The sequence below is a fragment of the Pseudochelatococcus lubricantis genome (assembly GCF_042432495.1).
Classification (GTDB): domain Bacteria; phylum Pseudomonadota; class Alphaproteobacteria; order Rhizobiales; family Beijerinckiaceae; genus Pseudochelatococcus; species Pseudochelatococcus lubricantis.
In genome coordinates this window covers 381,190-401,561 of the sequence record NZ_JBHLXC010000012.1, presented here as the reverse complement: position 1 = coordinate 401,561, position 20,372 = coordinate 381,190, and the positions used below count along the sequence as shown (strand labels likewise).

Sequence of the window (20,372 nt, the reverse complement as noted above, 5' to 3'; positions counted from 1 at the left end):
TATTTTATAGTACAAAATATGGTAAAAAAATGCGGGATCACGCGACCCTGCGACTTACGCGCGAAGTGAATCGAGATGGAGATCGGCGACCTTGCGCAGGCTGGAGACCCCCGTGCCGGATTGCGAGAGAACCCGGATGCCCGAGATCGCCGACACCACCGTTAGCGCTGCCTCGCGCGGCGAGAGGTCATTTCGCAAGCTCCCGTCGAGCCGCCCCGACGCGACAGCCTCGGCCACGAGGGAGAGCTGGCGGTCCATGAAGCGATCAAGAATGCGCTGCACGCGCGGCTCTCTGTCGCCGATACCGGGCGCCATCCGCGAGGCGACGATCATGCAGCCGGCCGCATGTCCCTTCTTCCTCGCAGAACGTTCCTCCTCAAGGATCAGATCAAAGAGGGCGGCGAGACGCTCACAGCCGGACAAGGCGTTTTCCGTCAAGATCGCCTTCTGCGCATCGAGCGCGACGGAGATGTGTCGCTCCAGAGCGCGAATGAACAGCTCATCCTTCGAGATGAAGGTGTTGTACAGACTGCTCCGCTTCACGCCGGCAGCTTCGCACAATTGCTCTGTCGACGTGTCTGCGAACCCGTGAACCCTGAACTGCCTAGCTGATGCGTCGAGCACCGCCGCCTCGTCGAAACCTCGTGGCCGTCCCATTGTGATCTGTGCACCTTGTTTTGTACTTTATCATCCAAAACTATCGTTTTTTCCAAGACTCGTCAATGAGTAGCGTAGCTCCGTATCCCAGTTTGTGTTCTTGAGGCGAAACCGAACAGAATGACCGTGCTGTCGTGCGATGTCCTGAGGCGATTCTGCCGCCGCGTACAACAGTGAAAGGCTGCTGCCCGAGCTGCCGTTCGATCACCGGCTCACTGCATCAGGCTGAAACTTCACACCATTGTCATCCTCGCGCTCAAGGCGTCCGTCGAGGACAACCTCGACAGAAAGGCTAAACGGCAAAGCAAGGGTGTACACCAAGGACTACAGCCCCAACCTCTTTGCCGCCCAACTGCCACGATACCGATCCGGCCGGAACGACGCCCATGACCTCACGGCTGAACTGGCCGTCGATGACGGGCCACCACGAGATAAGGGGGCATATTGCGCTTCGTTGTCTTTGCGCGGCGTTGCCGCGCGATGGCGGGCAGCGCTGCGATATGTGGGGTCTCCGCGCCGCCCGCCATCGGTCACGCCCGATCCTGCTGCGGTTGAGTTTTGTCGTTCGGACCTGCCGGACGCTCCACCTCGAACGCCTCTTTCCCCTTTTCGGCCCACTGGCTGCGAGCCTGCCCACCTTGCTCGCTTTTAAGCTTGTCAGCCATCCAGAGCAGCGCGCCGTAGATGATGGCGCGGTCATCGCCGGTCAGGTCCACGATGCCCGCCTTTATGACGAGGCCGCCGAGTTCGATCAGGTGGCGCGTGCGCTTGCGGCGTTCGACCTGCCATGTGCGCATGTCATGCCGCGCCCGCGCCGCCTGATGGCGATTGCGCGCCGCCCGGTTGCGGTTGAGCGCCGCCGTTGTCGCGGTCAGCCGTTGGCGCAGATCGCCGTGATTTCCCGCGAAAGAACGCAGCCCCGCGCTTGGCCCATGCGTCCCTCTTTCCGGCATCGGTGGTTTCCGCCAGCACGACCAGCGCCCCGGCCAGTTCGTCGGCGGTGAGCGCATCGGCCCCCGTGGCGATCACCAGTTCGCCAAGCTGCTGCACCTTGAGGGTTCTCAGGTCGCGCGCCTTGTCTTCCAGCGCCTTCAGTTCCGCATCGTAATCGCGTGGTTTGCGCATGATCGTGTCCTTTCCCGATCGCAAGTGGTTGATGCGGTGAGGATAGTTGCGCAGACGGCGGAACACAGTATTGTTGCCGGGACGGTCTGGAACGGCCCGGTCCATCCCGAGATTTTTTCGAGAGAGGGCGCGCTTATACGTCGTTCCGACGTGCGCTTTTCCGTGCCAATGCTTGATCGCGATGGCGATCTATCATCTTCACGTCAAGGTCAGCGGCCGCAAGGCCGGCAGCAGTGCGGTGGCGTCCGCCGCCTACCGCTCGGCTTCGCGGATGCGCGACGAGCGCATCGACCGCGTGCAGGATTTTTCCGCCAAGCGCGGCGTCGTCCATTCCGAGGTACTGTTGCCGGAACATGCGCCGGTTCATCTTGGCGACCGCGAACGGCTCTGGAACGATGTAGAGGCGTTCGAGGTCCGCAAGGACGCGCAGCTTGCCCGCGAGGTCGAGTTTGCCATTCCGCGCGAGATGACGCAGGCAGAGGGGATCGAACTGGCCCGCGACTTCGCACAGTCCGAATTTGTCGATCAGGGCATGATTGCCGACCTCAATGTGCATTGGGACATCGGCGAGGGCGGGATGCCGAAGCCTCACGCCCATGTCATGCTCGCCATGCGCTCCGTTGACGAGAACGGTTTCGGCCAGAAGGTGCGGGACTGGAACCGCACGGAGATGGTCGAGCGCTGGCGCGAACGATGGGCCGAGCATGTCAACGAGCGCCTTGCCGAACTCGACATAGACGCAAGGATCGACCATCGCAGCCTTGAGGCGCAGAGCATCGGCCTTGAGCCGCAAAGCCAGATCGGCGCACCCGCGCAGCGCATCGAGATAGACGGCATCGAAGCCGCAGACCGTGCGGACATGCACCGCGAGATCGCCCGCAATAACGGCGACAGGATCATTGCCAATCCCGATATCGCACTGGACGCGATCACGCAGCAGCAATCGACCTTCACGCGCCGCGACATGGCGATGTTCGCGCATCGCCACAGCGACGGTATCGAGCAGTTCAACGAGGTCATGGGCGCGATGCGCGGTTCGCCCGATCTGGTCGAGCTTGGACAGGACGGACGCGGCGAGGATCGCTTCACCACCCGCGACATGATCGAGGCCGAACAGCGCCTGCACCGCGCGGCGGAACTCATAGCCGAGAAGGAGCGGCATGAGATCGGCGACAGGGACAGGGAAGCCGCACTTGCGCGCGCCGAACAGCGCGGTCTTGTCCTGTCGGGCGAGCAGGCCGAGGCGCTGGCGCATGTCACTGATAGCCGTGACCTTGGCATTATCGTCGGCTATGCCGGGACGGGAAAGAGCGCCATGCTCGGGGTTGCCCGTGAGGCTTGGGAAGCGGCGGGCTATGAGGTTCGCGGCGTGGCGCTCTCCGGCATCGCCGCCGAGAATCTGGAAAGTGGATCGGGCATCGCATCCCGCACCATCGCCAGTATGGAACATGGCTGGGGACAGGGCCGTGACATGCTCACGTCTCGCGATGTGCTTGTCATCGACGAGGCGGGGATGGTCGGCACGCGGCAGTTGGAGCGCGTGCTGTCCCATGCCGCCGAGGCCGGTGCGAAGGTCGTGCTGGTCGGCGATCCGCAGCAGTTGCAATCCATCGAGGCCGGCGCGGCCTTCCGTTCCATTCATGAGCGTCATGGCGGGGTAGAGATTCATGAGGTCCGCCGCCAGCGCGAGGACTGGCAGCGTGACGCCACCCGCGATCTGGCGACCGGCAGGACGGGCCATGCGATCCACGCCTATGACGCGCACGACATGGTGCATGAGGCCGCATCCCGCGAGCAGGCGCGCGGCGATCTGATCGACAGATGGGACCGTCAGCGTCAGGCCGCACCCGACAGCAGCAGGATCATCCTCACCCACACCAATGCCGAGGTGCGGGAACTCAACGAGGCCGCACGCGACCGGATGCGGGAGGCCGGCGATCTGGGCGAGGACATGCACGTCACGGTCGAGCGCGGTGCTAGAAACTTCGCCGCCGGGGATCGCATCATGTTCCTGCAAAACGAACGCGGGCTTGGCGTGAAGAACGGCACGCTCGGCACCATCGAACAGATCAGCACGCAGAGCATGACCGTGAAGACCGACGATGGCCGCTCCATCGCTTTCGACCTCAAGGATTACGACCGCATCGACCACGGCTATGCGGCGACCATCCGTAAGGCGCAGGGCATGACGGTGGACCGCACCCATGTGCTGGCGACTCCCGGCATGGACGCCCACGGCAGGTATGTCGCCCTGTCCCGGCACCGCGACAGCATGGACCTGCATTATGGTAGTGACGACTTCGCCAGCCGGGACAAACTCGTCAACACCTTGTCGCGTGACAGGTCGAAGGACATGGCGACGGATTACGAGCGCGCCGACCCGGCGCAGAACTATGCCGAGCGGCGCGACATCACTTTCTGCGCCCGTGTCGCCGAGATCATGCGCAAGCTCGTGCCCGAACGGTTGCGCGATGCGGTCGATGACATGCTTGACCGTCTGCACCAGCACGACAATGCTGTGCCTGGCCGCGAGGTCATGCAGCAGCCGAGAAGGGAAAGATCGATTGCGGACGCCGGGCCGCGCGAGGCCGCAGCACCGGCAGGCGGTGCGGCCGAGGATCGAGAGAACGCCTTGCGCCGCGCCCGCAGGCAGGCGCTCGTCCGTCATGCCCGCGCCTCCGAAGCGATTCTTGAGGCCAAGCATCAGGGCCTTGCGCATTCCGAGGAACAGCGCCGCGAGCTTGGCGCTGCACGGCGCGCCTTCGATGAGGTACGGCCCCACGGCTGGCGGGACGCGGAAAGCGGCCACTGGGTTGCTATTGACGGCCGGTACCGGGCAGGGTCCGGTGAATTCTAAAAGAGTGGTTCTATGCAGGAGATTCCTAGGAATTCCGGGCGAGCCGATGATGCCGTTCGATGTAGCGAGATCCAAAAAGCGTGGACTGCTATGGGATTTTGATTGCTTCCAACTGCAAAAATAGTGACTAATGTACTTGGCGTTAGGCAAGAGCAGGAGGAGGTAGTGCTATTTGGCGTATTGAACCAAAACATCTTCATGTTGTTCGCCGGGGAAAATCGCCTCCTTTACGAAGCAGTCTTGATGCGTATCTACAATGATTGCTTCAGCGCAGACCTGATGTTTCCTACACGTAGCGAGATTATTGGCGTTGTCTACGACGCTCTGGCGCAAAAACCGAAACTCTGGCACGATGAAAGTCCGTTGGTCGTGCTTCAGGAAGTCTCCACTCGCGGACGCCGCCTTCGTCCACGAGCGGCTGCTGGTCGAGATCGAGGCGCCACTGTGGAGGCCATGGAGCGCGCTCGGCACATCTATGCTCGATTGCTGGAGACTGGCTGGTTGGAGGAGAGCCGATATGGCCTGCGGGTGACGGTCGACATGCCGCCGGCGGCGATGCGGTTGGCGGAATTTCTCTCCAGCCTTCGCCAAGGCAGCGGCGAACAACTTGGCGGTCTGATCGTCGAGGTCAAGAATGCGCTCGACGCGGTGAAGGCCAGCGCCAGTCAGAATGCTCTTGGTCTTCACAAGGCGGCGAAGGACGCTGTCGGCTTCGGGCGCTACCTGCGTAGCGTGCTCTCCTCCCTCCGCGAGATCGATCGGCAAATATTGGCCAGTCAAGATTTGAGCGAACGGCTTCAGCACTATTTTGAAGAGTTCGTCGGCCAGATCCTGCTCAAAGATTTCGCGTCGATTTCGACGACCGCGCATCCATATCGCTTTCGATTCGCTATCTTGGATGCATTGCAGGTGCTGGAGGATTCTCCTGCCGACATCGAGAGCCTCGCTGCGGCCTATGGCGACGCCCGGCTGGCTAGCCAGCGGGACGAAGCGCGCGACCTGGTGTTTGACGATCTTCAGCGGATCAGGCGCGTCCTCGTTCAGATTGACGAGGCGTTCCTTCGCATCCAGCAGCATCGGTCGCGCCTCGAGATCCGCCTCCGCAACACGGTGAAATATGCCGGTCGCCGCGCCGAGGCGTATCTGCGACGGAGCGAGGACGCGATTCTGAACTTAGACCGTATCGTCGCCGCCAACCGCAGCACGCGTGTCGAGTTGTCAGTGCCAGGAACCCTGCAGGCAGTGATAAGTCCATTCTCCTTCGGCCTGCTCGCTCGGCCTCGCGGGGAGAGAGCATCGATCGTTTCTGCCGCCATGCCAATCGTGGAGCCGGAGCCCATCGATCTGCTCCGTCGGCAGCTTGAGCGCGAATATCTTGCGCGCATAACCGTGAAGCCCGAGCAAGTCCTCCGCTTCCTCGATACGAGAGTGCTGCCAGAACAGACGATCGAGGCAAGGGATCTCCTAATGGTCGATCTCGACGATTTCCTCGCATTCGAGGCCCTTCGCCGATCGGTCCAATCCGTGCTTCATGGTTCTCGCGATGACAGATTGTCACGAGACCTCGAGGATCGTTATCGGTTCTCGGCGGGCAGCGAGGACGGCGTCGACAACGACTGGGTCTCTTGCTCCAACTTCAGCATCCATAGGGTGACGCCGCCAGCGCCGTAGAGGAAGATCCATGCTGAGTGAATTCCAGGATATTGAGGCGCGTGAACCGCGGATCATGGAGCGGGTCACGCAGACAATACACCACCTACTCCGCCATCAATTTCTTCACACGGAGGATCGCGGGTCGCCACCGATGCTGGAGATTCTCCGACGGTCTGCTGTCGTCCGACCCGTCGAGAAGTTCTTCGAGACAGCTGGCTACCGGCTGGTCATACGTGAAAGCGAAGGATGGGCAGGTATATTCCCGGATCTCGATCGAGTGTCGCATCCTCGTATGCAGATCGATGAGACCTTGGTGCTCCTCGTCCTGGCGCGGCTCTGGCAGGAAGGCATTCAGGACGGGAACGTCGGGAACTACGGCAGCGTCCTCACGACCCTGAACGATACTTACGACGCCTATCTCGAGCTGGTGTCCCGATCCAGAAGGCCGGCTCTGCGCATTGAGGACTTCCGCGATGCGGTCAAGGAGCTCAGCCGCAGGGCAGCTGTGAAACTCCATGTCTTCGACGATGAGGCGCAGGATCAGGAGCTGGTGATCCGTCCCATCGTCAGCCTGTTGGCGGGCGAGGATTTCCTGACTTCGCTGGAGACCTTCATCAGGCATAATGCGCCGCCCGAGGAGGGCTCCACGTCGGAAGAAACAACATGATCCACCTGACTGGCATTTCCTTGGTGAACTGGCATAGGTTCACAGTCGCAGATGTCGACTTCGCGGGTAATACCGCCGTCCTCGGCAAGAATGCGACGGGCAAGTCGACGCTCATCGACCTGATCCAAGCGGTAATGGCCGGCGGTTCCGGCGCATACTATCGGTTCAATCGGTCGGCTGGTGAGGGCGGGAGCAGATCCGATCGCACTTTGCGCAGCTACTGTCTCGGGCAGACAGACATCGGCAAGCCTGGGCGCTCGCAATGCGTCACGCATCTTGCCCTGCGCTTCGATGGTGGCGAGAAGCCCGTGACCATCGGCCTCTGCATTGAGGCTGCAGAAAGCGAAGAGGCACCGAGGATCGTGGGCCGATACGTCGTCGAAGGCGTGTCGGTCAATACCCGATTCTTCCTCGAAGATCGAGGCGGCGAGACGTTTCCTTCCATGTGGCCAACCCTTCGCACACGGATCGAAGAGGCGTGCCGCGACGCGGGCGGGGCACTGCACGAGCACCAATCTACTTCGGCAGTGCGTTTCATCCGCGAGTACATGCGCGTGCTCTTCACGGGCCGACGAGCGCCGGACCCGGACAGATTCATCAAGGCCTTCATCATGGCGTTGTCCTTCGAGGACATGCGGTCGGTCGAGGAGTTCGTCCGCAATTATCTGATTGAACGTCGTGACATCAACATTTCAGAGCTGCGGGAATCTATTCAACGCTACCGCCAGATCCAGAGCGAAATCGCCGAGCTTGAGAGAAAGCTGGAGGCGTTGCGGCCGATCATGTATGAGATCGAGCGCCTGGGCTCCATACTCGAGCAGAGCGATACTGCGGAGAGCATGCGGCGCCTTGCCGACCTCCTCGATACTGCGAAGGTCCACTACAAGCTGCTTGCATCCCGTCGTGCCAAGGCGGCCGAGAAGGAGCGGCTGAGCGCGGAACTGGCGAGGATCAACGAAGAGATCGGCTATGCCAACGCGGAACTGGAGAGCGTGACCGCGCAGATCGCCATCAGTGGCGTAGATGCCAAGAAGCATGCCTTGAGACTGGAACTGTTGGTCGAGGAGCAGAAGCGAGAAGCAATCATCGTTCGCCTTCGGAACCGTCATGCACCAGTCGTCTCCGCTCTCAAGTTGCTGGCGGTGCGCGATCGCATCCAAAACTTCGGTCTGGGGCTCGGCGCTCTGCTCGATAACCTCGAGCGCATTCAGCAAGAATCCGCGGGACTTCTCCCACCAACCTGGCCGAGGAATCCAGTCCGCATGGAGGAAATGGTCGCATCGGCGGTCGCGATTGCGCTCGACGGGTCCGGCAAGGTCGCGGCAAAGCGGGACGAGGCCGTGTCGCTTCGGGTCGAGGCGGAGAGGCGTGTCGCGGAGATCGCTGGCAAATTGGCCGAGACGCGGCGCGGCGCGGTGTCGCTCGATCCCAATGTTGCATCGTTGATTGCGGCCTTGACCGAGCAGGGGATGAAGCCCCGCGCCCTGTGTGCAGTCCTCGAAGTTTTGGACGAACGGTGGCGAGGTGCGGCCGAAGCACTGCTTGGCCGTGATAGGGAGGCCGTCATCGTTGATCCCGAGCATGCGGAGCGGGCGATCTCGTTCTTCCGCCGCGAGCGCTCGAGGTTCCCCGGCTGCCGAGTGGCAAACACGCGCAAGCTTGCCCATACCCCTGACAAGGCCAAATCCGATACTCTGGCGTCGATGCTCTCCAGCCAGGACTCGATCGCAATGGCGGTAGTGGTGTTCCGGCTCGGGAACGTGGGTCTTGCTGAGACGCAGGCCAAACTGATCTCTGGCGGCCGCGCCATCATGAGCGATGGTACTTATTACGACGGGCTCATCGTGGAGATCAGGACCGTACGTGATGTGAGGATCGGTAAGGTCGCAGCGAGGATGATGACGGATCGGCTTGCCAAGGAACTGGAGGATGAGCGCCAATTGGCGCAGGCTCACCGATCGAACGAGAACCTGCTCTCGGACGTACTTGCAAAGATGGCGGCGCTAGCCAGCGAAGTGTCCGACGACGATGGTCTGATGAAGCTTGGTGCGCAGCTAGCTGACGTCGATGCGCGGCGGCAGGACATTGCGGATCGCATCGAGAAGGTATCGCTGTCGGTCAACCCGGCCCTTGAGGAGTCCCGGCGGGGGCTCGCCGCCCGCATCGAAGAGCTTCGAGCGGAAACGCGTGGTCACGATCAGTCAATCGGCGGGTTGATGTCGGAACTGGCTCTGCTTCGGTCCCAGATCCAGGCCGGCAATGACATGCCTGGCTCCTGGTGGTCGGTGCGAAATCGCCTGACGATGTTCAGGGAGTGGGTCAAGTCCTCGGCCGTCTTCCGACGTATCCGGCCGCTCTACCGACCTCTGCGAGGGGCCCGGACTGACCGTGCCATCTCGGCAGAGCTGGATGTCCGCTTGAAGCGTCTCGCCGATGATCGAATCGCTTGCGATGCACTCATCCGAGACAAGGTGTCGAGCTTCCTCTACGATTTCGACGTGCGGCGTCCCTTCGACAGCAGTTCCTCGATCATCGGCCAGATGAAGCCTTGGGTTCAGGACATGATCGATACGCTCGAGGGCAATGATCTCATCCAGTACCGGAAGCAAGCGGACGAAGCCGCGGGCCGCGTCACTTACCTCTTCCGCACTTCCTTCGTGCAGGAACTCAATGGCTGCTTCCGCAATGTCGAGCGTGAGATCGATGACGTTCGCGTTGCCTTGCGGAGCAAGCCGTTGCACGGCGAGATCTACTCGCTTCATGCATACGTTCGGCCTGAGTTCCGGGATCTCTATAACTTGGCGCGGGCGAGCGAGACGGATGACGGTGTCCTTGCCCTGCTCTTCTCCCCGGAAGCGACGGAGCATCCCTTCGCCTCGGCAGTCCGCCACGTGGAGACGCTTCTTAAGGACGAGAACGCCAGTTTCGAGCGGTATCAGGACTACAGAAACTACTACACCTTCGAATTGCGGATGAAGAAAGTCAGCTCTGGCGACGAGATCGCTTACGATCGCAGACGCGGGACCGCCAGCGGCGCGGAGCGCCAAGTTCCCTTCTACGTCGTGATCGGCGCAGCGCTCTCCAGCATCTATCATGGCACGCGCCGGTCGGACGAAGCCAGAGGGATGGGGCTGGCGGTCTTCGACGAGGCGTTTAGCAAGATGGATGGAGAGAACCAGCGCACCATGCTTGAGTTCTACAATGAAATCGGCCTGCAGGTGATCATCGCTGCCCCGACAGAGAAGCGCTCCGTCGTCTACGAGAACCTCGACAGCATCGTCGATGTCTATCGGTTCGGCGATTCGGCAGTGCTCGAAACCTCGCGGATTAAGGGACGCGTGCGGCAGGAGATGCGGAAGGCCAATCCGGAGCACCTGAGCCAGGAAGCTCTTCTGCTGCTCCTTGCAGAGCAGCCAAGGCTGACCGAGCACCTCGACGATCCGTTGACCGGTCAGAGCGATGAAACAGTACACTGACATAGACCGTCTTGTCGACGAGATGCTGAATCGGCTGGAATCCAAAGGTGGATCGACGCGGTTGTTCTCCTATCCCGGCACTTTCTCGTCGACAGCAGAAGAGGACGCCTTCATGGCGCGTCTCGATATCCTCGAGCGAGAAGGAGCTCTGATCGTCAAGAGGGTGCGGCGTGACGGCGTGCATCTGGTTCAGCATGTGCGGCTGGCGGATCCTGCCCCGCTGTACGCTTATCGTCGGCGCACTCCCGCTAAGGTACTCTCCAGAGGCGCTCTTGGCCCCTTGCGAATTGCTCGGATATTTCCCGGCAACATCAAGGAAATCATCGACGAGATCGATGCGGCGTGGTCGCGCGGCGTCGCCTGGGGCGGCCTGCAGCCGGGTCGTGCCGCGGAGTTGTCAAACGCGGTGAAAGCGGTCGAAGCGCTCCGTGGTGCGCAACTTGACCCGACGCTGGCCGCCGACTACCGAACCTTCTCGCGGCGCGCTGTTGGCGATACCAAGTTCCTCGAAAAGCGCATGGGGCTGATCCTCTCGATCTATCGCCGGGTGTATCCCGACTCGGTGGCGGATCCCGAGCTGGACGACAAGAAGTTCCTTGCGACTTTGGGCATCCAGAGGTTACCTCAACCGATTCTCCTCGGTGGACGGCTGGCAGTTGATGGCCAAGTAATCCCGGCGATGCCCTACGTCGGCGTGGCGCCGGATCATGCCCATCGCATCTCGGTCGATGGCCCCACCTATCTCCTCACCGTCGAGAACTACGCATCCTTCGTACGGCATTGCCGGGAGGTGAACCAAAGCGGGAATGGCCTTGTGATCTATACCGGTGGTTTTCCCGGTCGGCAGATTCTGCAAGCGACGACCGCCTTAGCTAGTTCCACACGTTGCCCCGTCTTTCACTGGGGCGATCTCGATAGGGGCGGGCTCAGGATCTTCACCCACTTGGAACGGGCCCTGAGAGGGGTCGGGAGGGATTTGTGGCCTCACCTCATGAATAGCGACGTGCTTGCAGCATATGGCACTGCCTCCACGCACTCGGTGGGGCAGCCGCCCGCGGTCGCTTCAGGCAGTGCCATAGAAGACCTTTGGCGTTTGATGGCAGAAGCCGACCCTGAGCTGAATCTCGAGCAGGAGGCGCTCGATCCGGTCAGCCCCGTGAACCTCGGCTGAGACGACTTAGAATTCCTAACAAAACCTCTCGGGGCCGGCTGGCCGGCGGGCGCAGAGTTGGCTCAGGTGTTGCCGTTGGGCACCGGAAGGAATGTATAGAGTCAACTTACTCCTTGCGATTTGGGCGGGTTATACAGCCATAGTTCTTTGATTTTGGCGCAAGTAAGGATGAAAGTTGGTCGCCGCAACCAAACAAAGCGTGAGGCGATAGCTGTCTTTGGCTCGCCAAGGGGTGGGCTTTGCATTTCGATGAGATGGTGTTTGGGCTTCACCCTATTTGGACGAGCGAGCAGCGACGTCGATATGTCGTACTACAGTGGTAAGATATAACCTGCTCATGTTTTGAGTGCTTGTCATATCTTGAACGTATCCGCCACGAGTTACTTGATTTTGGTGATGCCATGCTTCTGACAAAGGCGCAGCGACGCGGATTGAACGGGCGAAACGCGCTCTTGCGCCATATGGTCAAAACCGGATGCACCATTGCAGGGGATCGTCTTTGGAGCGATGTCGAAATCGAAATATTACGGCAGTTCCGTCCAGACCTTGACGCCCTTGCGCTGGCCCTGCCCGAGCGTGGCATCGGCGCGATCACCAAGAAAGCCCACCAAATCGGTCTTGTGCCCTCACGCCGAGCCTGGAGCGCCGATGAGGTTCCGCGTCTGCGTAAGCCCTACGTCGCTGGCGTACCCGTTGATGATCTGGTCTCCATGTTTCCCGGCAAGACGAAGCGCCAGATCTGGAACAAGGCATTTCATCTCGGCATCCGGCGTCCACGAAGACGCCCGAAGGGGACGGGCTTGCTGCTGGTTGACACAGTACGAAATAGGGCGTTCGACTTGGGACTGACAATGACCGATCTGGATACCTATGTCAGCGCCGGGCGGTATTTCGTTTGCCCGCGCTGCAGCAACTGGCGTCTGCTTCAGAAGGCCATCCGTGAGCTTAAGGGACAAGTGGTCGTGCGCTGGCCGGAGACGGTCGCTCATGCCGCCTGATACTATCGTTTCCAAATCCACTTGTGGACGACGTGAGCGCTGGTCATCCGAAGAGGACGAACTGGTCCGGAGCACCTATCCGGATTATCGCTGCATGACGCGGGCGCTGTCCCATCGTTCATTGGCTGCTTTGAAAAACCGGGCCGGTCATCTGGGCGTGGTCCGGCGCCGCGAGCTATGGACCAATGTCGGGGTCAAAAGGCTTCAATTGGCTTGGGAGAGCAACGTCTTGGACGCAGAACTGATGCTGCTATTCCCGAGCATGAGTCTGTCGCGGATCAAGAGCAAGGCACGCCACCTCGGATTGCGAAAACGAGAACCGCATCTGGTGGTTTTCGAGGATCGGGCTCTCGATTCCATTCGACGTCGCGCGGCAACCTGCAGCATGTCGTTTGTTCAACTCGATCGGCTGGCCGGTACCGGCCGGTTCTTCCAGAAGTCGATTCGCCGCCCGAACCTGAAATACATCATGCGCGCCGCAGCGGTTCTCGGGGGAGAAGTTGCCGTCGAATGGCGTGAGGCTGATTGAGTGGCAAAGCTACGCAGCCCCTCGGCCGTCCTTCAACGCGGAGGTGCCCACGGTTTCCGGGGCGGTGCGTCGGCGCGGGCCTGGGCTTCGCGGACGGACTCCTGATCGGCCATGACGATATGCTGCTGCTGGGGGCTTCTCTCATGCTCCCGGTAGTCCAGCCCGAGATGTTGCTTGCGGAAGTAAAACAGCATGGCGAGGCGCATCGGGATCTCGAACATCCCGTCGCGCATGCCGTAGTCGGCGGCGACGGCCTGCTTTTGCGCGTCCGACAGTGCCGGGTGGGGCTTCAGCCTGATCCGGTAGATTTCGTGCCAAGCGCTGTCAGCGTCGGACAGTAGGCCGGGAGCGCCTTCATCCCGCTGGCCCGAGATGCGGGGGAGCAGGAAATCGCGAAAAGTTCCGCGCTCGTGACAGAAGGCCCTCGCGTGCCAGCGCATGCCGTCGAAGCAGAAGGCATGCGGCGTGATCCGTCGCCATTGCGGCTTCGGCTTGTCCGGGTTGAGCGATTGATAGCGAATTTCGACGGAGAGGCCGGAGCGGATCACGGTCAGCAATCGGCGCAGCATCACGGCATCGACGGCGCGGTGCAGCTGCGCCAGAGTCGCGAACGCCACCGGTTGTGAAACCCATGTCTGGGCCGCGAGATGCGGCGGCAACTCGGCGGCGGTCATCTGCATCAGGTAGTCGCCCGCGTCCGGATGAAGATATCTCGACTGGAATTCGCTCGTGGCGAAATAGCGCTTCAGACTGGTGTCGTAGCGCATGTTGCCGGGGGCAGCTTCCTGATAATGCGTCAAGTCCTTCGACGCCTGCGGGACCGAGACCCTGAAGCGGTCGATGATGTCGGCACGGTTGACGCCTCCCTCCCAGAACAGTCGAAACTCAATGAACTCAAGCCGTTGCTCGATGCCCCACCGCAGGTTCCTCGTCTGCTCGCTCATATGGAATCGTACCTTATAGTGAGAATAGAAACTATATGCATATTGACATGGTTCGACATTCCGTATAGTTACTATGCCCATTGGCGAGCTATGGTCAAGGCTCTCTCTCCGAGGGGCGCAGGGATGATCCGAGGCCCGACGCCGGTTCACGATCCATTGCACGGTGTTCTGCCGATCAGGGCTGCATGAGTAGGATAACGAAGCGCGGAAGGTGGGCGTGATGGAGCTGTTTGATCGTCTTGTGAGGGGGCATGCCCTGCTCACATCGTCAGCGCCGGAAAATGACGCCTTCGAGCATTACATGCTGCGGGCGCTGGTACTGGCCTATGTCGGCTTGCTCCGGAAAGGCGAGCACTACGTCTGTTCCGCGGCTGTCGTGAAATGGTATCTGGCCAATGCAGAGCGCCTGAATCTGTCCATTCCGCAACTGGAGGCTCACAGGGGCGAGGGCGGCGACACCGAACTGCCGCCGGTGATCTCCGTGAAGCTGCCGCTCGAGACCATTCTGGCAAACCGGACTGCCGCCCCTGCGCCGTCAGCGCTGCAACGGCGTCTGGACTGGGTCTGTGCGACGCTGGAGCTTGATGATCGCAGCGCGCTGATCCTGGGCATCTTGTTCCGATTGACTTATATGGCGTCCTATCGCTCCTTTTCTGCGCTGCTGAATACCGATCGCCGGTTTGCCGACGAATTCGGCATCGGCGTGCCCTCATCGGGGGGCGGCTGCCTCGAGGATGGAGAGGTCAGCGGCGGGATGGTCTGTGCGTTGCTGGGTATCCCGAAGTGGGTCATCAACGATTACCTCGGCAAGAATGCGCCGCTGCGGCGGTTCGGGCTCGTCGAGGACCAGTATGGCGGCGCTTTTACCCCCTCCGGGATGCTCGCTGATCTGTTGAAAAAGGATACGGACGATCCGCGCCTTCTGGAGCAGGGCCTGTTCGGCCAGCCCCGTCCTTCCACATTGGAGCGGTTGGACTTCCGCCATCTCGGCCGTGTCGTCGACGATGTCGCGAACATCCTCAATGGAGCCTTTACAACCCGTGAGACGGGCATCAATATCCTGTTTCACGGTGATCCGGGGACGGGAAAGACCGAGTTCGCGACGTTGCTGGGGACTCTTTGCAACGCTCGTGTCGTCTTTGCCGGCGAAGCGAACGAGCGCCTCCAGGAGCCGAGCCGCGCGGACCGGCTGGCGCACCTGTCCTTCCTCTCGGCGCTCGGGCAGAGCGCAGGGCGGACGATCGTGGTGGTGGATGAGGCTGACGACATCTTCGTCGGAGTCGATACCGGGAACGGATCGGACCGGCGTGGGTCGAAGGTGTTTCTCAGCCGGCTGATCGAGACGAGCGCCGTCCCGACCATCTGGATCACCAACCATCCGCGGCGTCTCGGGGAAGCGGTGCTGCGGCGCATGGCGCGGGTCGTCGAGTTCCGGCAGCCAGGCGTTGTGGTGCGGCGGGTCATCATCGACCGTCATATTGCCGGGCTCGATTTTTCCCTCGATCCCGCAAGCCGTGACAGGCTCGCTCAGGTACCCGTGGCACCGGCTGTCATCGCGTCCGCCCTCAAGGCTGCGCGCCTGGGCACTGCCGGAGCAGGTGGAGAGAACAACCACGCGGAGGCAGGAGAGATTGCCGTCGCCTCCGCCCTCTCGATCCATAAGGCGCTGGGCGGGCGGGAAACGGCCCTGCCTTTGCCCCATGGAGCGCGGTTCGACGCCTCGCTGCCATCGGCGGATATCGATCTGGCGTCGCTCGAGGAGCGAGTGACCGCCGCAGGACCGGGGGCGCTTTCTTTCCTGTTCATCGGCCTGCCGGGAACGGGGAAGAGCGCCTTTGCCCGTCATCTGGCCGAGCGTCTCGGCCTTGAGGTGCTGGAAAAGCGTGGCTCCGATCTGCTCGGAATGTATGTCGGCCAGACGGAAGCGAATATAGCCGAGGCCTTTCATGAAGCGATCGACAACCGGATGTTCCTCATCTTCGACGAGGCGGACTCGCTGCTCGCCGACCGAAGCAGCACCGTGCGCAACTGGGAGGTAAGTCAGGTCAACGAGATGCTGACCTGGATGGAGCGCCATCCCCTGCCGTTCGCGGCTACCAGCAACACACCGGAGCGTCTCGACCCCGCCATGCAGCGGCGATTTCTCTTCAAGGCCCGGTTCGGCGCCATGACGCCTGCACAGATCGCGAAGGCCTTCCGCCTTAACTTCGGCTGCGCGGCACCGGCGGGCGTGCTTAGGCTCGATCCGCTGACGCCCGGCGATGTCACGGTGGTGGCCCGGAAGGCAAAGGTGCTGCGCGTCTCCGATGCGCGAACCCTGGGCGAGATGCTGAAAGAGGAGGTTGCGCTGAAACCCGGCGCATGCCGGCCGATCGGGTTCAGGTGACCGGCTGCAACGCGGCACGGCAGCCGAGCGCTCGGCCTGAATGAACGACAACCAGAACTATTGCTGGTTTCTGCCGCTATTGTTCGTGAATTCGGAGGGGTCGACGGCTGGCCTGGTGCCTTGCGCTCGATCAGCCCAGCAGGGCTGAGCGCGTTAGGAAAGTATGCTCCTAGCATATATGAATTTCACAAATTTCATCTTAAAAAATTATTTTTCACCCTTCATCATAAAAATTTATAGGTGCGCGGTGTTGCCACCGAAGTTTCATAAGCCATCAACGGTTTTCATGAACGAGAAAGATCATCATCCGTTTTCAGAGCAGATCAGTGTTTTTCACGGTCGCCACCTGCCTGAGCGAGGGCTGCCGGCGGGCTATGCCGCCTTGATCAGTGCTTTTGACCTCACCGTCCTCCTGCCAATCAGGCTTTCCGCCATCGGTGAGAAGCACCGTGTTTACGAGGCCGACAACTGGCGGCTGTTCACACCCCGTCACACCCCGTCATGCGCCGGAACCTACCGTGGAAGGCCACCTTGTCTTTGCGCTCAAATATGAGGGTCTTGACCTGACGGTCCTGCGGCGCCTCTTTCTGAGCATGGTGCCGGAGCCGGTCACGGCCTTTGTCCGCGCCAAGCCAACCAGCGCCTACGCTCGCCGACTCTGGTTTCTCCATGAATGGCTGCTCGATACGCGCCTCAACATCCCGGATGCGGACCGGGGCAGCTACGTCCCTGTTGTCGATCCCAAACAACAATTCGCCACGGAGGGCGTGCTTTCACCGCGCCACCGTGTTCGCGACAATCTGCCCGGCACGCCGGATTTCTGTCCGCTCGTTTGCAGGACGGAACGCCTCCAGGCGCTTGTGGCGCGGGGCCTCAAGGAGCGGGCGAGGGAAGCGGTCGCAGCCGTACCCAAGGACGTGCTCTCACGCGCCGCGGCGGTTCTTGCCTTCGGCTTCGTCTATATCCATCCTTTCGAGGACGGCAACGGACGACTGCACCGCTATCTGATCCGGCATAATTCCTTGTAATGTACTGATTTTTCTATAAGAAATCTAAATTTTTTCCGTTTTTCCGTTGCATCGGGCTCTTTCTTTGCGTCGTGTTTTGTGATTCCTCCTGTTGAGGAGGATTGTGCCATGCCTTCACCGCTTTCGCTTGACTTGCGTCGTCGTTTCCAGCGCGCCATCGAAGAAGGTCTGAGTGCGCGGGAAGCCGCTCGGCTCCTGATGATCTCGGCGGCGACGGGCGCACGGCTGGCGGTCAAGGTTCGGCAATCCCCCAAGGTTTAGCCGAGGCCATATGACCCGGCGGGAGGACCCAGCTTGGGGCGCCCCTGAGATCGCAACACGCGGCAATGCAGATTCAATGCACGTCACCAACGCGACCCCCGCAGATGCAATCGTTCAATTCACCGATCTGGCTGGAACTGGAAGATTATGCGCTCGGTCACGCCCGCCAGGACAAGATGCGGATTTCAGTCTTTACCGGTCCCTACTTCACCGACAAGGATCCGACGCTCTATGGCGTCAAGATCCCCTTTCGCTTCTGGAAAATCATCGCCTTCATCCATGACGAGACTGGCAAGCTCTGCGCCACAGGCTATGAGATGGCCAGGAGGCGGCCTTGCGGTCCGAAGAGGAATTCGTCTTTGGGTCGTTCGCCTCCAGCTACGTTAGCGAGGTGGTGCAGACGCCGATCGCTGCAATCGAGGCTAAGAGCCTCATTAGCTTCGGCAAGCTCGCGGCGGTGGATCCTTTGGGCAGGAATGATGAGGCGCGGTTCAATTTGGTGGCGCGGTTAATCAACGATCTGACGGACATCCAATTCGTGTCGTGACCGCCACGTGATCCCCAGCTCAAGTTAAGCACCAATATATTTTTAGTTATAATAATATGAACCTACTCGACAAAAAAAGTATGAAAGCCCAATATTGCTTGCTCACATACGGAACGCGCTAGGCGCTTAAGGGGAGCGTCTCGGGCGACGTCAATTGTTCCGCCGTGAGGTCGGCCTGCGACGAGATGCAGGCCCAATCTTGGGGGTGAAAATGACGAAATATATTGTCACACGCATGGATGTCGGGGCTAATCTGCGCGCTGGACCGTCCGACAAGGCCACACTTATCGGCAATCTTCCCTTTTCGACAATCGTCGAGGAGGTCACGGTCTCACCTACAAAGTGGAAGCATATCAAAATCGTCGACGGTCCTTTTGCGGGCCAGATTGGACATGTCTCAGATCGCAACCTCAGCATTCTTCATAGCGACGCCGCAGGACGCCTGATCCAAGCTGCTGCCTTTTACTGGGGAGAATTCGACCGAGGAAAGGGCAAAGAAGACGATGACAAGAACGGAAATAGCCCTCTGGGGAAAAGCTACAAGCAAAAGGTCCTGAAGATGTGGGACGATCTTGGTGCTGGTCGTCCTCCCGGAGACAACACGAGCCACAAGAAATGGCCGTGGTCGGCAGCGGGAATGTCCGCTTTCGTGCGTCGTGCCGGTGGCTATACCGGATTCAAGTTCAGCAGTGGGCACCATTCCTACATCAAGGATAGCGTAAAGCAGCGGGAGGCCGGAAATCCATCCTGTCCGTTCTGGGGCTATGAATTGGATGACCACAAACCACGTGTTGGCGATCTGGTCGTGCGGTGGCGCGGGTCGGTGAAAACCTATGCGCAAGTCAAAGCGATCATGAACACCACCACGACCTTCGAGGCCCACACAGACGTCGTGTGCGAGATCAATCCGGGAAGCCTCTGGGCGCTCGGCGCGAACAACTCAAACAGTGTATCGCGCGTATCCTACGAGTTGGATTCCAACGGCTATGTGAAGCTGACCGGGGACAGGTTCATGATCATGAAGAACATGCTTTGAAGTCGGGAGACCTCTCCCCAGTCATCTCTGCATGAAGATTTTACCGAAAACTGCCGCCTGAAAGAAATGTCCCTTAGCCTCACTGGAGAAAGAGAGCATGAGAACGGGTCGATATGCATTAGTGGCACTGGCCGGTGTCATGATCGCAGCCCTGGCGTTCACAGGGGCCCAGACACAAGAAGCAGCGCCACCTGCGCAACCGGGTGGACTAGGAGAGGGGACCTGGAACGCCTTGAGCGGGACCTTGCTGCAACTGCTGGCCGTTGTGATCGTCATGGAATCCGCATTGGCGGCGCTCTTCAATTGGCGCGTCTTCCGGGTCGCATTTAATGCCAGGGCGCTCAAGACACCGATCATGTTCGGCGTCGGCCTGATGCTTGTTCTGGTTACCACCTATGATCCGATGAGGGTGATCATCGCGGCGAGCGGCATTTCACTTGCCGAGACGCAACCCTTACGATTGTTCTTCCAGGGTCTTTTGACCACGATATTGTCCGCCATGATTATCGCTGGCGGAAGCGAAGGCATCTTCCAACTGCTTAAGAAGCTCGGTATTCGCTCACCCGAGACAAGCCAGGACGAAGCCGCGGCCAACGCACTCAAAAGCGACCAGGCATGGGTTTCGATCCGCGCAACGGGAGCGACCGAGCCGCAGCCCATTCAAATCGGCATCGAGGAACTCGGTAGTACCTATAGCGCCGCCAACGACAGCCTGTCCTACTTCTTCGACCATATCGACCAGCCACCGCTTGCCGGATCGATCGATTCGCGAACGGTCTGGCAACGAGCAAAGGCGACCTTTACGGCTGACGCCTATCGTTTTCCCAGCTATGGCGGGCGCACGGTTTCTGCTGACAAGCCCTATCGGATCACCGCAACCTGGATCAGCGAGGACAAGCCAAAGTCTGTCGGGATTTTCCGGGGGAAATTTGCACCCCGCGCCTTGATAGACCTTTCGGTAGATCTCTCCGACGATCCTGCATCGTAATCCAAAACCAAACAGTAAGCGCGTTTTGTCCAACTCTTCAGGAGGCCTT

17 protein-coding genes and 1 pseudogene are annotated in these 20,372 nt (G+C 60.4%); 14 read left to right on the top strand and 4 right to left on the bottom strand.

Annotated features, from left to right (window positions below; genetic code table 11):
- Positions 1-54: 54 nt before the first annotated feature.
- From ACFFJ7_RS17460 to ACFFJ7_RS17450, 3 genes are all read right to left on the bottom strand, one after another.
- The gene (locus tag ACFFJ7_RS17460; RefSeq protein WP_377594017.1) at positions 55-657 is read right to left on the bottom strand and encodes a TetR/AcrR family transcriptional regulator; all 603 of its coding nucleotides are present in this window, start codon (positions 655-657) and stop codon (positions 55-57) included.
- Positions 658-1,187: 530 nt separating this feature from the next.
- Entirely contained in the window at positions 1,188-1,454 is a 267-nt protein-coding gene (locus ACFFJ7_RS17455) for a conjugal transfer protein TraD (RefSeq protein WP_377594016.1), read from the bottom strand.
- Between the two features lies 1 nt (position 1,455).
- Positions 1,456-1,782, bottom strand: a complete 327-nt coding sequence (locus tag ACFFJ7_RS17450) for a conjugal transfer protein TraD (RefSeq protein WP_377594066.1) — start codon at positions 1,780-1,782, stop codon at positions 1,456-1,458.
- Positions 1,783-1,963: 181 nt separating this feature from the next.
- Here ACFFJ7_RS17450 and traA point away from each other — a divergent pair, with 181 nt between their 5' ends.
- The 7 genes from traA to ACFFJ7_RS17415 all read left to right on the top strand — a co-directional run bounded on the left by traA (position 1,964) and on the right by ACFFJ7_RS17415 (position 13,133).
- Complete coding sequence (gene traA, locus ACFFJ7_RS17445) at positions 1,964-4,639, top strand: Ti-type conjugative transfer relaxase TraA (protein ID WP_377594015.1); 2,676 nt, start codon at positions 1,964-1,966, stop codon at positions 4,637-4,639.
- Between the two features lie 165 nt (positions 4,640-4,804).
- Positions 4,805-6,310, top strand: coding sequence for a Wadjet anti-phage system protein JetA family protein (locus tag ACFFJ7_RS17440; RefSeq protein WP_377594013.1), 1,506 nt, complete (start codon positions 4,805-4,807; stop codon positions 6,308-6,310).
- Positions 6,311-6,320: 10 nt separating this feature from the next.
- A complete protein-coding gene (locus tag ACFFJ7_RS17435) occupies positions 6,321-6,959 on the top strand; it encodes a DUF4194 domain-containing protein (protein WP_377594011.1) in 639 nt (212 codons plus the stop codon).
- Positions 6,956-10,435: an SbcC/MukB-like Walker B domain-containing protein gene (locus ACFFJ7_RS17430; RefSeq protein WP_377594009.1), complete on the top strand. Its 3,480-nt coding sequence runs from the start codon at positions 6,956-6,958 to the stop codon at positions 10,433-10,435. Before ACFFJ7_RS17435 ends, ACFFJ7_RS17430 begins: the two co-directional genes overlap by 4 nt.
- Complete coding sequence (locus ACFFJ7_RS17425) at positions 10,419-11,606, top strand: Wadjet anti-phage system protein JetD domain-containing protein (protein WP_377594007.1); 1,188 nt, start codon at positions 10,419-10,421, stop codon at positions 11,604-11,606. Before ACFFJ7_RS17430 ends, ACFFJ7_RS17425 begins: the two co-directional genes overlap by 17 nt.
- A 350-nt stretch (positions 11,607-11,956) precedes the next feature.
- The gene (locus ACFFJ7_RS17420; protein WP_377594004.1) at positions 11,957-12,604 is read left to right on the top strand and encodes a hypothetical protein; all 648 of its coding nucleotides are present in this window, start codon (positions 11,957-11,959) and stop codon (positions 12,602-12,604) included.
- A complete protein-coding gene (locus ACFFJ7_RS17415; protein WP_377594002.1) occupies positions 12,594-13,133 on the top strand; it encodes a hypothetical protein in 540 nt (179 codons plus the stop codon). The genes ACFFJ7_RS17420 and ACFFJ7_RS17415 overlap by 11 nt, the downstream gene beginning before the upstream one ends.
- 32 nt (positions 13,134-13,165) lie before the next feature.
- Here the strand turns inward: ACFFJ7_RS17415 and ACFFJ7_RS17410 are convergent, their stop codons facing one another.
- Positions 13,166-14,077, bottom strand: a complete 912-nt coding sequence (locus ACFFJ7_RS17410) for a BrxR family helix-turn-helix transcriptional regulator (protein WP_377593999.1) — start codon at positions 14,075-14,077, stop codon at positions 13,166-13,168.
- 220 nt (positions 14,078-14,297) lie between these two features.
- On the opposite strand from ACFFJ7_RS17410, the gene ACFFJ7_RS17405 reads away from it, so the two are divergent.
- From ACFFJ7_RS17405 to ACFFJ7_RS17375, 7 genes and pseudogenes are all read left to right on the top strand, one after another.
- Entirely contained in the window at positions 14,298-16,463 is a 2,166-nt protein-coding gene (locus ACFFJ7_RS17405; RefSeq protein WP_377593997.1) for an AAA family ATPase, read from the top strand.
- 518 nt (positions 16,464-16,981) lie between these two features.
- A complete protein-coding gene (locus tag ACFFJ7_RS17400) occupies positions 16,982-17,491 on the top strand; it encodes a Fic family protein (RefSeq protein ID WP_377593995.1) in 510 nt (169 codons plus the stop codon).
- 108 nt (positions 17,492-17,599) lie between these two features.
- The gene (locus ACFFJ7_RS17395) at positions 17,600-17,752 is read left to right on the top strand and encodes a hypothetical protein (protein WP_377593993.1); all 153 of its coding nucleotides are present in this window, start codon (positions 17,600-17,602) and stop codon (positions 17,750-17,752) included.
- Between the two features lie 65 nt (positions 17,753-17,817).
- A pseudogene (locus ACFFJ7_RS17390) lies at positions 17,818-18,060 on the top strand (DNA/RNA non-specific endonuclease); the annotation flags it as partial.
- Between the two features lie 26 nt (positions 18,061-18,086).
- Positions 18,087-18,299: a hypothetical protein gene (locus ACFFJ7_RS17385; RefSeq protein WP_377594068.1), complete on the top strand. Its 213-nt coding sequence runs from the start codon at positions 18,087-18,089 to the stop codon at positions 18,297-18,299.
- Positions 18,300-18,510: 211 nt separating this feature from the next.
- Positions 18,511-19,335 (top strand): DUF2272 domain-containing protein, encoded by an 825-nt coding sequence (locus ACFFJ7_RS17380; RefSeq protein ID WP_377593991.1) that lies wholly within the window; start codon positions 18,511-18,513, stop codon positions 19,333-19,335.
- 97 nt (positions 19,336-19,432) lie between these two features.
- Positions 19,433-20,323 (top strand): hypothetical protein, encoded by an 891-nt coding sequence (locus tag ACFFJ7_RS17375; RefSeq protein ID WP_377593989.1) that lies wholly within the window; start codon positions 19,433-19,435, stop codon positions 20,321-20,323.
- Positions 20,324-20,372: the final 49 nt, after the last annotated feature.

What these genes read in the sequence shown, in the direction of transcription:
- ACFFJ7_RS17430 (WP_377594009.1), top strand. Translation starts at nt 6,956, where the DNA reads ATGATCCACCTGACTGGCATTTCCTTGGTGAACTGGCATAGGTTCACA.
- ACFFJ7_RS17415 (WP_377594002.1), top strand. Translation starts at nt 12,594, where the DNA reads ATGCCGCCTGATACTATCGTTTCCAAATCCACTTGTGGACGACGTGAG.
- ACFFJ7_RS17405 (WP_377593997.1), top strand. Translation starts at nt 14,298, where the DNA reads ATGGAGCTGTTTGATCGTCTTGTGAGGGGGCATGCCCTGCTCACATCG.
- ACFFJ7_RS17435 (WP_377594011.1), top strand. Translation starts at nt 6,321, where the DNA reads ATGCTGAGTGAATTCCAGGATATTGAGGCGCGTGAACCGCGGATCATG.
- ACFFJ7_RS17395 (WP_377593993.1), top strand. Translation starts at nt 17,600, where the DNA reads ATGCCTTCACCGCTTTCGCTTGACTTGCGTCGTCGTTTCCAGCGCGCC.
- ACFFJ7_RS17410 (WP_377593999.1), bottom strand. Translation starts at nt 14,077, where the DNA reads ATGAGCGAGCAGACGAGGAACCTGCGGTGGGGCATCGAGCAACGGCTT.
- ACFFJ7_RS17375 (WP_377593989.1), top strand. Translation starts at nt 19,433, where the DNA reads ATGAGAACGGGTCGATATGCATTAGTGGCACTGGCCGGTGTCATGATC.
- ACFFJ7_RS17460 (WP_377594017.1), bottom strand. Translation starts at nt 657, where the DNA reads ATGGGACGGCCACGAGGTTTCGACGAGGCGGCGGTGCTCGACGCATCA.
- ACFFJ7_RS17380 (WP_377593991.1), top strand. Translation starts at nt 18,511, where the DNA reads ATGACGAAATATATTGTCACACGCATGGATGTCGGGGCTAATCTGCGC.
- traA (WP_377594015.1), top strand. Translation starts at nt 1,964, where the DNA reads ATGGCGATCTATCATCTTCACGTCAAGGTCAGCGGCCGCAAGGCCGGC.
- ACFFJ7_RS17455 (WP_377594016.1), bottom strand. Translation starts at nt 1,454, where the DNA reads ATGCGCACATGGCAGGTCGAACGCCGCAAGCGCACGCGCCACCTGATC.
- ACFFJ7_RS17450 (WP_377594066.1), bottom strand. Translation starts at nt 1,782, where the DNA reads ATGCGCAAACCACGCGATTACGATGCGGAACTGAAGGCGCTGGAAGAC.
- ACFFJ7_RS17425 (WP_377594007.1), top strand. Translation starts at nt 10,419, where the DNA reads ATGAAACAGTACACTGACATAGACCGTCTTGTCGACGAGATGCTGAAT.